We start from the raw sequence: 13,989 nt of genomic DNA on the forward strand, positions 1-13,989 counted from the left end.
TTCAGTATGCAGTAACAGTACGCAGTAAAAATTAAAAATAAAAAATTGCAATAAAAAATATAAAATATGAGCAGCAAAACAGAATTTGACAACATTTCCTTCGACCTGCCAAAGAACCAATCCAACGTGATTAAGGTAATTGGAGTTGGTGGTGGAGGGAGTAACGCCATTAACCATATGTTCAGCCAGGGCATAAAGGGAGTTGACTTTGTAATTTGTAATACAGATTCACAAGCATTGGAAAACAGTCCGGTGCCAATCAAAATCCAACTGGGGGTTTCACTCACAGAAGGTTTGGGAGCTGGTGCAAATCCTAAGGTTGGCGAACAATCTGCCGTGGAAAGCATGGAAGAAATTCGCAGTATGCTCACCACCAATACCAAAATGATTTTCATTACCGCCGGAATGGGCGGAGGTACGGGCACTGGCGCAGCGCCAATTATTGCAAAAATGGCCAAGGATATGGACATTCTTACCGTGGGAATCGTTACCATTCCATTTCAATTTGAAGGTAAAACCCGAAACGATCAGGCCCATATTGGGGTTGAAAAACTGCGTCAAAATGTGGATTCGTTAGTGGTTATCAATAATAATAAATTACGTGAAGTTTACGGAAATCTTGGTTTTAAAGCAGGTTTTTCAAAAGCTGATGAAGTTTTGGCCACTGCTGCTCGTGGTATAGCCGAAGTAATCACACATCACTACACCCAAAACATTGACCTTCGCGATGCTAAAACAGTATTGGCTAATAGCGGAACCGCTATTATGGGAAGTTCTACCGCTTCGGGTGCCAATAGAGCCAAAGAGGCTATTGGTAAAGCTTTGGATTCCCCATTGCTGAACGATAACAAAATAAAAGGTGCCAAAAACGTGTTGCTGCTTATCGTTTCTGGAACTGATGAAATTACCATTGATGAAATTGGAGAAATCAGTGATCACATTCAAGATGAAGCTGGCCACAGCGCAAACATCATTATGGGGGTTGGCGAAGAGGAAAGCCTTGAAGGTTCAATCTCTATTACTGTAATTGCGACCGGTTTCAATGTGGAACAACAAAACGAAATAGTAAATACCGAAACAAAAAAAATAATCCACACCTTGGAAGATGAGCAAAGGGCTGAGCAAAACCTTACTCCGAAAGCAACCGCTTCACCTGTAAGATTGCCTGAAAAGCCTTTGAATGCAACTCAAAAGGCCGAAATTCCCGTTGTGAAACATACATTGTTTGACGAAACTGAAGTTGAAGAAAAATTGCCGTTTAAGGGGTATATTAAAACTTCCGAATTGCTTAAAAACCTACATGTTTCTTATGAAGAGGTTGAAGTTGAAAACATTGAGGAATTCAACCAAGTGGAAATTAATAGAATAAACGTCAATGAGTTTGTGATTCTTGAAGCGCCAAAGAAGCAAGTTGAAGAAGAGGTGCAAGCTTCTGAAAATGATTCTGATGAGCAAATATTAATGTTTGACCTTCCTATAAATTCCGCAAAAAAACCTTTACAAAGCGAAGAGAAGGAAGAAACAGTTTTCTTTAATTTGGAAGAAATTGAAGTGCAGGATCACGTAGAGATTATTCCTATTACAGAAGTTTCGGGCGATGGAATAAAGCGTTATAGCTTGGACGATTACCAAGAGGTGGAAAATCAATTAAACAGCGCTAAGCCTTCAAAATTGGTTGCTGAAGAAGTGGAAGACGAAGAAATAGTCTTTGAAAAAAGAACTGTTGTTGAGCCCAATACCAATGAAACGGAAACCCAAGAAGAAGATCCATTGAATTCACCAATCTCAAAAATCTTGAGCGATCGCACCGAAGAGCGCAAAAGAAAGATGAAAGAATTCAACTATAAATTCAAAAACAGTCCTTCGCGAATTGATGAGATTGAAAAACAACCCGCATACAAGCGTATGGGCATTGATTTGAATGAAACCAAAAACGAACCGAATATCTCCAGAACTTCTGTAAATACAGAAGATGATGAGATTGAGTTGCGGAAAAACAATTCATTTCTACATGATAATGTAGATTAAGTGAAATTTTTTCACTTAAAGCAGGGCCCGAATTTCAGTATTGATTTCGGGCTTTTCTTTTTAATGCCAATTCATTGCGAATAATCTAAATTTTACTGTTTCGGGTTTCCGCATTATTAAGTATCTTCGCACTCTATAAAAAACAAAGAAATGAGCTTACAGGAAAAGGTAATGGAGGCGATGAAGACTGCAATGAAAGCAAAAGACACCCAGTCTTTGGAAGCCTTGCGCGCCGTAAAGTCAGCCTTGCTTTTAGCGCAGACGGAGACAGGTTCTAAAGCAGATTTAACTGAAGATGAAGAACTGAAATTACTTCAGAAACAAGTTAAACAACGAAAGGATAGTGCTGCAATTTATACAGCCCAAAACCGTCCAGATCTCGCTGAACCTGAACTGATTCAGGCAAAAGTGATTGAGCAGTTTTTACCGCAGCAATTAAGTGAAGAAGAAGTAAGCAAAATTGTAGATCAAATTATTGCTGAAACTGGTGCCTCATCTATGGCAGATATGGGAAAGGTTATGGGTTTGGCAAGTGCTAAGCTTGCAGGAAAAGCTGATGGCAAAACCATTTCAACCGTGGTGAAGGCGAGACTTTCTTGATTATTAATTAATAAGTTATTGATTATTTATAAATACTGAATAAGGCCGCGTGGCGCAACTGAATAGCGCATCAGATTTCGGCTCTGAGGGTTGGGGGTTTGAATCCCTCCGCGGTCACGAATAAATGAAAAGGAAGAAAAAAGTTCTGAGCTTGCTCAAGAATTTTTTCTTCCTTTTCATTTTCAAAGCGGAGCTTTGAGGGATGCGCGCGGCGAATCCCATTCGTGAATTTGTGGTTCAGTTCTGAGCTTACTCAAGAATTTTTTTCTTCCTTTTCATTTTCAAAGCGGAGCTTTGAGGGATGCGCGCGGCGAATCCCATTCGTGAATTTGTGGTTCAGTTCTGAGCTTGCTCAAGAATTTTTTTCTTCCTTTTTTTTTAACACAGATTGTTCGTTTCAAACCCCAAACTGCTTTAAATGATGGTCCAAATGTTTGTATTGTATCTGTCCCCATTGTTGTTTTGTAAAATAACCAAATCCTGGATGGGCCTTCCATTCTTCCCGTTTTCTTTGGCTTTCAAATTCATCCAGTAAAGTGGTAAGTTTTCCCTTTTCAATGTTAAAATCCCGAGCTTCAGATTCTTTTAAAAATTTAGCGGTGGGCAAATTTTTTCGAAATGGGGTATCGTTATAAAGCATTTTTTTGAAAAATAACTTGGCCAGTAAATTTGGCTTCATACCATAATCATCCTTTTCCAACATAATGTTAAAAGGACCTTGGCAATGGTGCATCATTTGTCCAACGGTCATCTTGCCCCATTGTCTTTCAGAGTTTTCAGAAAGCTTATCCAATCTATTTCGCGTTTCAGAATACGTTTCGGCATCAAAAAGTGATTTCATCTTTATGTATATGTGTTTGAAGGAATAAATTTATTCAATAAAATATGAAATCTTCTATTTAATAAGATTGTTTTCAAATCTTTATGTAGTTTAAACATTCGTTATTATCTTTAATGAAAAGCTTAGAATATGGAAGAAACTACTTCTTTTTCCATAAAAAACTGGAACGAAGACGATCGCCCGCGCGAAAAATTGCTGCTGAAAGGTAGAACCGCGCTTAGCGATGCCGAGTTGATTGCAATTCTGATTGGTTCTGGCAGCCGCAACGAAAGCGCCGTTTCATTAAGTCAGCGTATTTTGGCTTCAGTGGGCAATAATTTAAGCGAATTGGGAAGGCTTTCCATTCCTGAATTAATGGAATTCAAAGGTATAGGCGAGGCCAAGGCCATAAGCATCGCCGCTGCAATGGAACTGGGGCGAAGAAGAAGAACGGGCGAAGCTTTGGAACGAAAAAAAATAACTTCAAGTAACTCGGTTTTTGAATATGTGCAGCCCATAATTGGAGAACTTCCGCACGAGGAGTTTTGGATACTTTATTTAAACAACTCAAACAAAATTATAAAAAGCGCCCAACTAAGTAAAGGTGGAATTACTGGAACGGTTGTAGATGTGCGGCTGGCTTTTAAGGAAGCTTTGCAGTTAGGTGCCGTTGGAATTATTTTAGCGCACAATCATCCCTCGGGAACGTTGAAGCCCAGTCAAGCAGATATTCAACTTACCAAAAAACTGAAAACGGCAGGCGAAAGTCTGGACATAAAAGTGCTGGACCACCTCATAATTACCGAAAAAGCGTACTTTAGCTTTGCCGATGAAAATATGCTGTAATCCGCTATGCTTTTAATTTATACCCAAAAACTCACACCTCGAATTTCCTATATTTTCAAGCATATTTGCTTGCGTATTTTGGGTATTGATGTTGTTTTCACTTCAGGAATTGAGGAATTTATTGCCCATACTGGCCCTAAAATTTCCTATGGGAAAAAACCTATGGGCAACGAACTTTTTTTCCAGAGTTATGGTCTTTTGGAACAGCAAGGTTTTGAAGCCATTGAAATAACGGTAAAAAAATGGGGGGACACCTTTGGTTTTTTTGCTGTTTCGGCAAACAGCCATTTGCCTTTTGATATTTTTTCCGCTAGCTTTTATATGATCTCGCGCTATGAGGAATATCTGCCGCACGTAAAAGATGAAACGGGTAGGTTTATGGCTTCGGAAAGTCTTGCTTTTAAGGAAGGATTTCTCCAGCAGCCCATTGTGGACATCTGGGCCTATATTTTTAAAGGCAAGCTGGAGGAAGCTTTCCCCGATATGACTTTTCCCGAAAAGAAACTCACTGTTCACCCAGTGATTGAGGCGGCCCAGCCTTATGCTTACAAACAAAAGGGTATTTTCCGTTCTGTGGTGGGTTATGCAAATAATCTCTTTCAAGGGAAATTCCGCAATATTATAGCGCGTACGCAAGTAATTTTGGGCTTCAAACGCGATCCTTTGGACACATTTAAATGGGTTGTGAACAAAGCAACAAGAAGTAAGTTCAATTTTACTGTTTTCTTTCTTTTGGGCAATTCCTTGGTTTTTGATGAGAGTATGAACACACATAGGCAGAAGTTCAAAATGCTTATAAAATATGTATCTGATTACAAAGAAGTGGGGCTCATTTTCTCGTTTAACGCCTTGAGTGACTATGAAATTCTTAAAAGTGAAAAACGCCGAATGGAGGAAATTACAAACCGTTCCCTTTCAAGTTCAATGAACTCTGAGTTTTTAGTAAACTTACCGGATATTTACCGCCATTTGATAGAATTGGAAGTGAAGCGCGATTTCACAATGGTCTTCCGCGATACTATTGGTTTTAGGGCCGGAACTTGTACGCCATTTCTTTTTTATGATTTGGACTATGAAATCAAGACGCCTTTGGTTGTTCAGCCTGCGGCGATGACTACCTTGGCTTTTCAAAAGAAATATGCTTCAGATATTGAGAAAACCGTAAATAATCTAATCGCTACGGTAGCTAAAGTGAACGGAACCTTCACAATTATCTTTTCAAACAAGGATTTTACTTCCACTGAAAATAATAAAGTTTGGCGAAGTATTTTTTCCGAAAAATTAGATGAGTATGCCCAATAATATTACAGATGTTTTTTTTGACTTGGACCACACCCTTTGGGACTTTGACCGAAATTCTGCTTTGGCATTTGCACGCGTTTTTCAAAAGCATAAAATTGATTTGTCGCTGACGGATTTTTTAAAAGAATACGAACCCATCAATTTGATTTATTGGAAAAGATTCAGGGAAGAGACCGTTTCCAAGGAACAGCTTCGCAGAGGAAGACTGACGGATACTTTTGATGTTTTTAAAATACAATTTCCCCTGGAAACCATAGATGCGCTTGCCATTTCCTATATTGAAGAACTTCCTGTGGACAACCATCTTTTTTTGGATACGATTGAAATTCTGGAATATCTTTCAAAAAAATATAATCTTCATATAATTACCAACGGTTTTGAGGAAGTACAATACCTTAAGTTACATAATAGCGGTATAAAAAAATATTTTTCCACAATTACCACTTCCGAAGAGGTAGGGTTAAAGAAGCCCCATCCTGTTATATTTGAAATTGCCCTAAAGAAGGCTTCGGTAGCGCCACAGAAAAGCATTATGATTGGTGATAGCTTGGAAGCAGACATTATAGGAGCGAAAAATGTAGGTATGAATACGCTATTTTTTAATTACAGAAATGAAATTGTTGCAGAAAACTTTTTTGCAATTAATGAGCTTTCGGAAATTAAAAACCATCTGTAATAATAATACTACAGAAAAGAGCGTTAATAACTCGTAAACTATCCCCACTTATGAATAAAACCCTATTCCTGCCCATCTTTGTGGTATGCATTTGCCTATTTTTCACGGGTTGCATAAAGAATACCGATTTTGATCAAGCCGAGGATATTGCACTTACCCCGGTTGTTGAACTGGATTTGATATACTTCAATCTTCGCGCGGAGCAGTTTTTTGATTCTATAAATTCCAACCCCATACTTACCGTTCGCGACACGACCGATATTAAATTTTTAGATGATGGTACTTTGCAGGAAAGTCTAAAAAGAGCGGAATTCTATTTTAATTTTACCAACAGCATTCCCCGAAGTTTCCAAGTTGATTTTCAGTTTTTAAGTGAAGTGAATGACACTACCTATGTAACCCAAACCTCAGTAAGCCAAGGTACGCCAAATGCTCCCGTTATATCTGAATTTATTGAAAACATTGAAGGCGATGACATTTTGCAACTTACGAAGGCACATAAGGTTGTGGTTTCAGTAACCATACCTTCTTCCGATGAAAACCTTGAGGGCACATTGAATCTAAAATCCAAAACTACCTACTTTTTGGAATATTAATACAATGCAACATTACTTAACTATCATATTATCCCTTGTGGGCTTTTTTGCTATATCTCAAAATAAGCAAATACTTTACGGTTTTGATGACGTTCCGCAGTCGTTAATGCTCAATCCCGGAATGAAAGTGACCCAGAAAAAGCACTACGGAATTCCTTTTTTGTCTCAAATACATTTTAATGGCGGTTCTTCTGGCGTATCTGTTTATGACATTTTTAAAGATGGAAGTGATAATATAAACGACCGGATTACGGCAAAGATTTTCGAAATGAAAAATACTGATTTCTTCACGGCCACCCAGCAGTTGGAGCTTATCAACTTTGGGTGGCGCGCAAAAAACGAAATATATTTTTCCGGCGGAATTTATCAGGAATTTGATTTTATAGCCTATTTCCCGCGAGATTTGGCCATTCTTGCTTGGGAAGGAAATCGCGATTATCTGGATTATGAATTTGATTTGGGAGAAATAAGTACGACCGGCGATTTTATGACCGTTTACCATTTCGGGCTAAACAAGCAGATTACGGATAAATTGACAGTGGGAGCACGGCTTAAACTATATTCCAGTATGTTCAGTTACAGAAGTGTAAACAATGCAGGAACTTTCGTCACCACCTTGGGCGATGAAAATTCGGAAAATATTTATGAACACACAGTTAGAAATGCCGATGTTACTGTGGAAACCTCTGGCTATGCGTCACTGCGCGAATTGGATGGAGCGTCCCAGGTTACAAATGAAATTTTAGGCCGTGCTTTTTTTGGGGGCAACTTTGGAGTAGGAGTGGACTTGGGTTTTACCTATGATTTTAATGAAGCTTGGACGCTTTCAGCAAGCGCACAGGATGTGGGCGCCATTTTTCATTCAAAAGATGTTGAAAATTATCGCGCCCATGGCAATTATACTTTAGATGGTATAAACCTTATTTTCCCGCCTTTAAGTCAAGGGGAATCAACCTTTCCGTACTATGACGATCTTGAGGATGAAATAGAGCGTGAAATTCCGATAGACACACTTCACAATTCATATACTCAGTTACGTCCCGTAAAATTCAATGCGGCACTGAGTTTTGGTTTTGGTAGGTTTAATGCTTCTGGCGATTGTGATTGTTTGAATATGGGTGGAGGCAAGCTTCACAAACAGAATGTTGGGCTTCAGTTCTATTCTATTTTTAGGCCGAAGGGACCACAAATGGCGGGTACACTTTTTTACCACAGAAGGCTTACGGACTATCTTTCCGCCAAGGCAACTTATACGGTAGATTCCTATTCGTTATCCAATGTTGGCCTTGGTGTTTCGGCAGATATTGGTAAAATAAATTTTTATATCGCAGCAGACAATCTCATAAAGTATGGCAATTTGGCAAAAGCAAAAAGTGTATCTTTACAATTAGGTTTTAATATTATAATTGACGAAGAATGACACGATTATTACTGATTTTTATTTCTTTATTTTTTGCCACAAATGCTATTTCGCAAAATGCAAACCTGAGTGATTATAGCTATGTAATTGTTCCGAACCAATTTGATTTCTTAAAAGAGAAAGATCAGTATCAAATGAATTCCATGTCAAAATTCTATTTTGAGAAAAACGGATTCAATGCATATTTTGCTGAAGATGCGCCCAATGCAAATCGTTGCGATGGTCTTTACGCAAATGTGGAAGAGCTTAAAACCATCCTAGGAACAAAGTTGCAAATAGTTATAAAAGACTGCAATGACAACGAAATATACAGAAGCCAAGAAGGGAAAAGTAAATACAAAGAGTTTGATAAAACCTACCAAGATGCTCTAAGAAAAGCGTTCAATAGCATTGAAGGGATGCGCGTGAAACAGAAAGATGTAATCCTTCTAAGTGATAACTCCAGCAATACAACTGTTTCTGATCAAACAAAATTAAAAACAGAAGAGGCTGAATTAACAAAACCAAAAGTTTCAAGAGTTTCGGGGAATTTGCTTCCCGACGCAAAATTTTCAAATTATTCCAACAGTGGAAAAACATTTCTACTTAGAAAAACCACGGAAGGTTATTCATTATATGAAGAATCTGCCAACGCTTCGGATGGCCTTCTTTTAATAGGGAAAATAATAGTTATGGATAAAGTTGTGAAATATATGGATACCTCTGGAAAAGTTTCTGATGCTTCTTTTGATCCTTCCGGGAATCTTACAATTAAGGATGGTTCCTCGGTTACAAACTATCTCTCTGAAAACTAAAAATCATATTTATCCTTCCAAAGTTGTTTCAAATAGCTTTTTAGCGCATTTTCCTTGGGATTATTTCCCGGCCTGTAAAAAGTGGTGCCCGCTAGTTCTTCGGGCAAAAATTCGTGCGGCACAAAATTACCTTCATAATTGTGCGCATATTCATATTCCTTTCCGTAGCCCAATTGCTTCATAAGCTTTGTTGGCGCATTTCTAATTGATAATGGAACAGATAGATCGCCTGTTTGCCGAACGGTTTGTTGTGCTTCGCCAATGGCTTTATAGGAAGCATTACTTTTATGTGAAGTTGCCAAATAAATAGCGCACTGGCTCAAAATGATTCGTGCTTCGGGATAGCCGATAGTGTTTACGGCTTGAAAAGTACTGTTGGCGAGTAATAATGCATTGGGGTTTGCATTGCCGATATCTTCGGAAGCGAGGATGACCATTCTTCGCGCGATGAATTTTATATCTTCTCCACCTTCAATCATCCGCGCCAGCCAATAAACCGCAGCATTTGGATCACTACCGCGAATGGATTTTATAAATGCTGAAATAATATCGTAATGTTGCTCGCCAGTTTTGTCATAAAGCACCGTGTTTTTTTGTGCTTTTTGCATTACAAGTTCGTTTGTAATTGAAACCTTTTCTGCGCTTTCAGAAAGAATGACCAGTTCCAAAATATTCAGAAGTTTTCGTGCATCACCACCGGAAAGTCTTATTAAAGCTTCTGTTTCCTGCAGTTTTACTTTTTTTGAGGACAACATTTTATCTTCCTTTAAGGCCCTTTTCAATAAGGCTTCCAAGTCCTCGCGGCTAAATGCTTCCAAGACATATACCTGACAGCGCGATAAAAGTGCGGGAATTACTTCGAAACTCGGGTTTTCAGTAGTTGCACCAATAAGCGTTATCCAACCCTTTTCAACAGCGCCGAGCAATGAATCCTGCTGCGATTTGCTGAAACGGTGTATTTCGTCAATAAATAGAATTGGGTTTTTTGTAGAAAATAGCGTATCGCTTTTCTTTGCCTTTTCAATCACTTCCCTAACAGCTGCCACGCCACTATCTACAGCACTTAACGTATAAAAAGGTCTTCCGCTTTCATTGGCAATAATGTTTGCGAGTGTGGTTTTTCCTGTTCCCGGCGGTCCCCAAAAGATCATTGAGGGAATCATTCCGGACTTTAATTGCGAAGTAAGCGAACCCTTTGGGCCAACCAAATGTTGCTGACTTAAATATCCTTCAAGAGTATTGGGACGGATTCGTTCGGCGAGGGGAGCATTCATATATATACAAAATTACAATTTTAATAAATCGGTTTCACTGACAATTTATCATAAATTTGAGTTTGGGATTGTTTTTGTAATCACGTATCTATGTCAAATCAATTAAAGTTTTCTAATTCTATAATCTATTACCCGTTGCTGTTTGTGATGGTGTTGTGGATTATATTTTGGGTAGAGACTGTTTTTGGTTTTAATTTCAACTCCTACGGAATTTATCCAAGAAGGGTAGAAGGTTTACGGGGCATTATTTTTAGTCCTTTTATTCACGGAAGTTTGGAGCATCTTTTTAATAACTCTGTTCCATTGTTCGTTTTGACTGCGGCCTTATTTTATTTTTATAGAAATATACGTTGGAGAATTTTAATTTTTGGCCTCTTGTTGACAGGTTTGGCCACTTGGTGCATTGGTAGAGCATCTTTGCATATTGGCGCAAGTGGCGTAGTATATATGCTTGTGGCATTTTTATTTTTTAGGGGAATCTTTTCCAAAAAGTTTCAGCTTACCGCCTTGGCCTTGGTTGTTGTTTTTCTTTATGGGGGAATGTTGTGGTATGTATTTCCCATAAATTCCAGTATATCGTGGGAAGGGCATCTTTCGGGATTTTTCGTTGGAATTTTCCTTGCTTTTTTCTTTAAGGAAAATCACATAGAAAATAAAAAGTACGAATGGGAAAAAGAGGATTACAATCCAGAAAACGACCCATTTTTAAGACAGTTTGACGAAAAGGGTAATTTTATTGAATTGCCAAAGGAACTGCCAATAGAAGAGGAGATTGAGCGTAAGCCTCGTGGGATTAGAATAATATACAGTTTAAAAAAGACGCCAGACACTAAATCTGAGTGAACTACAAACGCCGTTGGCGCGTTACTTCATAGAGAAAAGCTCCACAGGCTACAGATACGTTCAACGAATTAATTTCACCAAGTAGGGGTAAAGAAGCTTTTTGGTCTACCAGGTTCAATACAGATTTTGAAACTCCTTTTTCTTCTGAACCCATAATGATTGCCAAGGGCATGGTTAAATCTAAGGAATAAATATCAGTTTGGGTTTTTTCAGTTGCCGCTACAGTGGTAATTCCTGAGCCTTGCATATAAAAAATAGCGTCCTTTATATGTTCCACTTTACAAATTGGAATTTTAAATATAGCCCCAGCTGAAGTTTTTACGGTATCACCTGAAACAGGCGCACCTCCACTTTTTTGAATTATAACGGCATCAACGCCGGTACATTCTCCTGTGCGCAAAATGGCCCCGAAATTTCTAACGTCGGTTATTTGATCGAGAATTAAAAACAGTGGATTTTTTTTATTGGCTAAAGCTTTTTCCACAACGTCTTCCAATGAATGAAAAGCAACTGGTGATGTTACTGCCACAATGCCTTGGTGATTACCTTTTGTAAGTCTATTAAGTTTTTCAAAAGGAACTATGCTTACAGCTATGTTTTCTCTTTCAAGATCCTTAATAAGGTTTTCAATTTTATCACTATCAACCCCTTTTTGGATAAACACTTTATCAAAGATAACTTTTGAAGCTAAGGCCTCTTTTACTGGGTAAATTCCAAAGATTGTATTTGTTTTTTCTTTCATAATGCTTGCAATTAATTCTTCTTTTTGGAATTAAAAACGCGTAAAGGTAAAGAGAATAATTTTTCTTTTGGATCTAAATTATTTGTAAAAAAAAGCACCCCTTAAAAAAGGGGTGCTTGATAAACTGATTGTTTAATATGTGGAATATTAAAATTTAATTTTTAACACCTACTAAAACTAAACCACCTGAAACTACATCTGGACCTCCCTGAATAGCAAGTTTGAAGAAATTTCTTTCATCAGTTATTGAATTATCAATCGCGGTAACCACGATAGATGCTTCACGCGTATTTGCTGGAAAAGTTACTGTAGCGTCATAAGTATAGTTCTCTGATGCTGTTTCCATTGAATCTAAAGGTACTTGTATAACAGTATAGGTTCTATCTGCACTAGACAAATCTGATACAAATAAATTTACAGTTTCACTTTTTGTACCACCTTCAGGAATATTATTAATATTCTTTGTGGCTGTTGTAAAACCTACAACAGTTGTGCGATCTGTGTTATAATCATCATAAGTCTCACAAGAAACTGCTACTAGAGCTATGGTAAGAATAACAATTAATATATTAACTTTTTTCATTTTGATAGATTTTAAAAATTATTAATACCCAGGATTCTGAACAAGGTTAGGGTTTACGTCCAATGAACTTTGTGCTATTGGCAATTGGAATTTAAAATTACCAGCAGGTAGCGATTGAGCATCTGAAGGTGTTCCACTTCCATCGGCAAGATCACCATTTCCATCACGTTCAATACTCACGCCCCAACGTTTAAGATCGAAATATCTTTGATATTCAAAAGCAAATTCGAATCTTCTTTCCAAACGTATTGCATTACGAAGTGCAGTTCCGGTCTCACCACTTGGAGGTGAAGTATATCTCTTGGTTCTCACAACATCCAAAGCAGTTCTTGCTGGACCTTCTTGGCCTAGATTATATAAAGCTTCAGCTTTGTTCAAATATGCCTCAGCTGCACGTAAAATTTTAATGTCTACTTGACCATTAGATTGGCCAGGTCTTCCATATAATTTTTTAATTGCATTAAACTGAAGACCATCAGCGTTGTTTGCTGCTTGCATTGTATATGCATCTTTACGAATATCGTCACTAGCAAAAGAGTTGTAGAAATCGTAAGAAACAACATATTCAGGAATTAAGTTGGTAAGACCACCTTGGCTCCAAGTAACTCCAACATTTAATCCTAAAACAGGTAGAGTGTTAGGGATGTAAAACAACAAGCCAGATTGCTTAGTGTCTTCCCATACATCTACAACATCTGCTCTTGGAGCAACTGGAGTTGTTACCAAATTAGCTGCGTTTACAGCATTTTGCCATTGACCCATATACAAATAAACTCTAGAAAGCAAAGTGTTTACAGCATCTCTACTCATTCTACCTGCATCATTATCTGTGTTAATATCTGCAGCAGCGTCAGTAAGATCTTGAACAATCAAATCATATACTGCCCCTACAGTTAGTCTTGCAGGCTCAACATTTGGATCTGGTTCTGTAACATAAGCAATTCCAAGACTTCCGTTAGCATCTCCTGATTGTGTTGGTATTTTTCCGAAGAAAGTTATTACATCAAAATGAGCCAAAGCTCTTAGCGCCTTTGCTTCCGCAACTACGTTTGCTTTGTTTTCACCATCAAAACCTTCACTATTTGCCAATAATAAATTAGCTCTATAGATTACGGTGTAAGCAGCAGTATATAATCCGTTCATTGGACCATCTGCAGCTCCATACTGCCAGTTATGTAATGTTCTTCTTGTTCCACGTCCTTTTTGTGCAAAAGTAACGTTGTCTGAAAGCACGTCAGGAGCATCTAGCATTCCGCCGGCATCGCTACCACCGTAAAAACCTCCGGCAGTTAATCCTGAATAGATACCACGAACAGCATTTTCAAAGTCTGCTGTTGTAACATAAGCATTCTCGTTACCAAACGAATCAAATGGGATTTGGTCCAGTTCCTTGTCACAAGAAGCAAACGCTCCAACGATCAAGGCTAAAACTGTTATTTTATAAACTATTTTTTTCATTGTATCA

Annotated in this window: 14 protein-coding genes and 1 tRNA gene; 10 read left to right on the top strand and 5 right to left on the bottom strand. The window is 38.1% G+C overall.

The window, feature by feature from the left end; genetic code table 11:
- The first annotated feature begins 66 nt into the window (after positions 1–66).
- The 3 genes from ftsZ (at position 67) to A7A78_RS13880 (ending at position 2,745) form a co-directional block, all read left to right on the top strand.
- A complete protein-coding gene (gene ftsZ, locus A7A78_RS13870; protein WP_068763073.1) occupies positions 67–2,028 on the top strand; it encodes a cell division protein FtsZ in 1,962 nt (653 codons plus the stop codon).
- 150 nt (positions 2,029–2,178) lie between these two features.
- Positions 2,179–2,628: a GatB/YqeY domain-containing protein gene (locus tag A7A78_RS13875; protein ID WP_068763074.1), complete on the top strand. Its 450-nt coding sequence runs from the start codon at positions 2,179–2,181 to the stop codon at positions 2,626–2,628.
- A 43-nt stretch (positions 2,629–2,671) separates the two neighbouring features.
- Positions 2,672–2,745 (top strand) — tRNA-Arg (locus A7A78_RS13880).
- A gap of 280 nt (positions 2,746–3,025) precedes the next feature.
- On the opposite strand, the gene A7A78_RS13885 is transcribed toward A7A78_RS13880, so the two are convergent.
- Complete coding sequence (locus A7A78_RS13885; protein WP_068763075.1) at positions 3,026–3,469, bottom strand: DUF1569 domain-containing protein; 444 nt, start codon at positions 3,467–3,469, stop codon at positions 3,026–3,028.
- A gap of 129 nt (positions 3,470–3,598) precedes the next feature.
- Here A7A78_RS13885 and radC point away from each other — a divergent pair, with 129 nt between their 5' ends.
- Genes radC through A7A78_RS13915 form a run of 6 tightly spaced genes read left to right on the top strand, consistent with a single transcriptional unit; the run spans position 3,599 to position 9,082 of the window.
- Positions 3,599–4,294 (top strand): RadC family protein, encoded by a 696-nt coding sequence (gene radC, locus A7A78_RS13890; RefSeq protein ID WP_068763076.1) that lies wholly within the window; start codon positions 3,599–3,601, stop codon positions 4,292–4,294.
- 6 nt (positions 4,295–4,300) lie between these two features.
- Positions 4,301–5,596 (top strand): DUF7033 domain-containing protein, encoded by a 1,296-nt coding sequence (locus A7A78_RS13895; RefSeq protein ID WP_068763077.1) that lies wholly within the window; start codon positions 4,301–4,303, stop codon positions 5,594–5,596.
- Positions 5,586–6,272 (top strand): YjjG family noncanonical pyrimidine nucleotidase, encoded by a 687-nt coding sequence (locus A7A78_RS13900; protein ID WP_094746162.1) that lies wholly within the window; start codon positions 5,586–5,588, stop codon positions 6,270–6,272. Before A7A78_RS13895 ends, A7A78_RS13900 begins: the two co-directional genes overlap by 11 nt.
- A 50-nt stretch (positions 6,273–6,322) precedes the next feature.
- Complete coding sequence (locus A7A78_RS13905) at positions 6,323–6,868, top strand: hypothetical protein (RefSeq protein ID WP_068763079.1); 546 nt, start codon at positions 6,323–6,325, stop codon at positions 6,866–6,868.
- 4 nt (positions 6,869–6,872) lie between these two features.
- A complete protein-coding gene (locus tag A7A78_RS13910; protein ID WP_068763080.1) occupies positions 6,873–8,288 on the top strand; it encodes a DUF5723 family protein in 1,416 nt (471 codons plus the stop codon).
- Positions 8,285–9,082 carry a hypothetical protein gene (locus tag A7A78_RS13915; protein ID WP_068763081.1) on the top strand — a complete coding sequence of 266 codons (798 nt, stop codon included), beginning with the start codon at positions 8,285–8,287 and terminating at the stop codon, positions 9,080–9,082. Before A7A78_RS13910 ends, A7A78_RS13915 begins: the two co-directional genes overlap by 4 nt.
- Here A7A78_RS13915 and A7A78_RS13920 read toward each other — a convergent pair.
- Entirely contained in the window at positions 9,079–10,356 is a 1,278-nt protein-coding gene (locus tag A7A78_RS13920; protein ID WP_068763082.1) for a replication-associated recombination protein A, read from the bottom strand. The genes A7A78_RS13915 and A7A78_RS13920 overlap by 4 nt on opposite strands.
- 90 nt (positions 10,357–10,446) lie before the next feature.
- Between A7A78_RS13920 and A7A78_RS13925 the strand changes: the two genes are divergently transcribed.
- Positions 10,447–11,199 carry a rhomboid family intramembrane serine protease gene (locus A7A78_RS13925; RefSeq protein WP_068763083.1) on the top strand — a complete coding sequence of 251 codons (753 nt, stop codon included), beginning with the start codon at positions 10,447–10,449 and terminating at the stop codon, positions 11,197–11,199.
- Between the two features lies 1 nt (position 11,200).
- Here the strand turns inward: A7A78_RS13925 and rlmB are convergent, their stop codons facing one another.
- The 3 genes from rlmB to A7A78_RS13940 all read right to left on the bottom strand — a co-directional run bounded on the left by rlmB (position 11,201) and on the right by A7A78_RS13940 (position 13,982).
- Positions 11,201–11,941, bottom strand: a complete 741-nt coding sequence (gene rlmB / locus A7A78_RS13930; protein ID WP_068763084.1) for a 23S rRNA (guanosine(2251)-2'-O)-methyltransferase RlmB — start codon at positions 11,939–11,941, stop codon at positions 11,201–11,203.
- A 154-nt stretch (positions 11,942–12,095) separates the two neighbouring features.
- Complete coding sequence (locus A7A78_RS13935; RefSeq protein WP_068763085.1) at positions 12,096–12,524, bottom strand: hypothetical protein; 429 nt, start codon at positions 12,522–12,524, stop codon at positions 12,096–12,098.
- 21 nt (positions 12,525–12,545) lie between these two features.
- The gene (locus A7A78_RS13940) at positions 12,546–13,982 is read right to left on the bottom strand and encodes a RagB/SusD family nutrient uptake outer membrane protein (protein WP_068763214.1); all 1,437 of its coding nucleotides are present in this window, start codon (positions 13,980–13,982) and stop codon (positions 12,546–12,548) included.
- Positions 13,983–13,989 lie beyond the last annotated feature (7 nt).

The organism is Aequorivita soesokkakensis (genome assembly GCF_001641085.1).
GTDB lineage: Bacteria > Bacteroidota > Bacteroidia > Flavobacteriales > Flavobacteriaceae > Aequorivita > Aequorivita soesokkakensis.

What these genes read in the sequence shown, in the direction of transcription:
- A7A78_RS13910 (WP_068763080.1), top strand. Translation starts at nt 6,873, where the DNA reads ATGCAACATTACTTAACTATCATATTATCCCTTGTGGGCTTTTTTGCT.
- A7A78_RS13935 (WP_068763085.1), bottom strand. Translation starts at nt 12,524, where the DNA reads ATGAAAAAAGTTAATATATTAATTGTTATTCTTACCATAGCTCTAGTA.
- A7A78_RS13925 (WP_068763083.1), top strand. Translation starts at nt 10,447, where the DNA reads ATGTCAAATCAATTAAAGTTTTCTAATTCTATAATCTATTACCCGTTG.
- A7A78_RS13905 (WP_068763079.1), top strand. Translation starts at nt 6,323, where the DNA reads ATGAATAAAACCCTATTCCTGCCCATCTTTGTGGTATGCATTTGCCTA.
- ftsZ (WP_068763073.1), top strand. Translation starts at nt 67, where the DNA reads ATGAGCAGCAAAACAGAATTTGACAACATTTCCTTCGACCTGCCAAAG.
- A7A78_RS13885 (WP_068763075.1), bottom strand. Translation starts at nt 3,469, where the DNA reads ATGAAATCACTTTTTGATGCCGAAACGTATTCTGAAACGCGAAATAGA.
- rlmB (WP_068763084.1), bottom strand. Translation starts at nt 11,941, where the DNA reads ATGAAAGAAAAAACAAATACAATCTTTGGAATTTACCCAGTAAAAGAG.
- A7A78_RS13940 (WP_068763214.1), bottom strand. Translation starts at nt 13,982, where the DNA reads ATGAAAAAAATAGTTTATAAAATAACAGTTTTAGCCTTGATCGTTGGA.
- A7A78_RS13900 (WP_094746162.1), top strand. Translation starts at nt 5,586, where the DNA reads ATGCCCAATAATATTACAGATGTTTTTTTTGACTTGGACCACACCCTT.
- A7A78_RS13875 (WP_068763074.1), top strand. Translation starts at nt 2,179, where the DNA reads ATGAGCTTACAGGAAAAGGTAATGGAGGCGATGAAGACTGCAATGAAA.
- A7A78_RS13920 (WP_068763082.1), bottom strand. Translation starts at nt 10,356, where the DNA reads ATGAATGCTCCCCTCGCCGAACGAATCCGTCCCAATACTCTTGAAGGA.
- radC (WP_068763076.1), top strand. Translation starts at nt 3,599, where the DNA reads ATGGAAGAAACTACTTCTTTTTCCATAAAAAACTGGAACGAAGACGAT.
- A7A78_RS13915 (WP_068763081.1), top strand. Translation starts at nt 8,285, where the DNA reads ATGACACGATTATTACTGATTTTTATTTCTTTATTTTTTGCCACAAAT.
- A7A78_RS13895 (WP_068763077.1), top strand. Translation starts at nt 4,301, where the DNA reads ATGCTTTTAATTTATACCCAAAAACTCACACCTCGAATTTCCTATATT.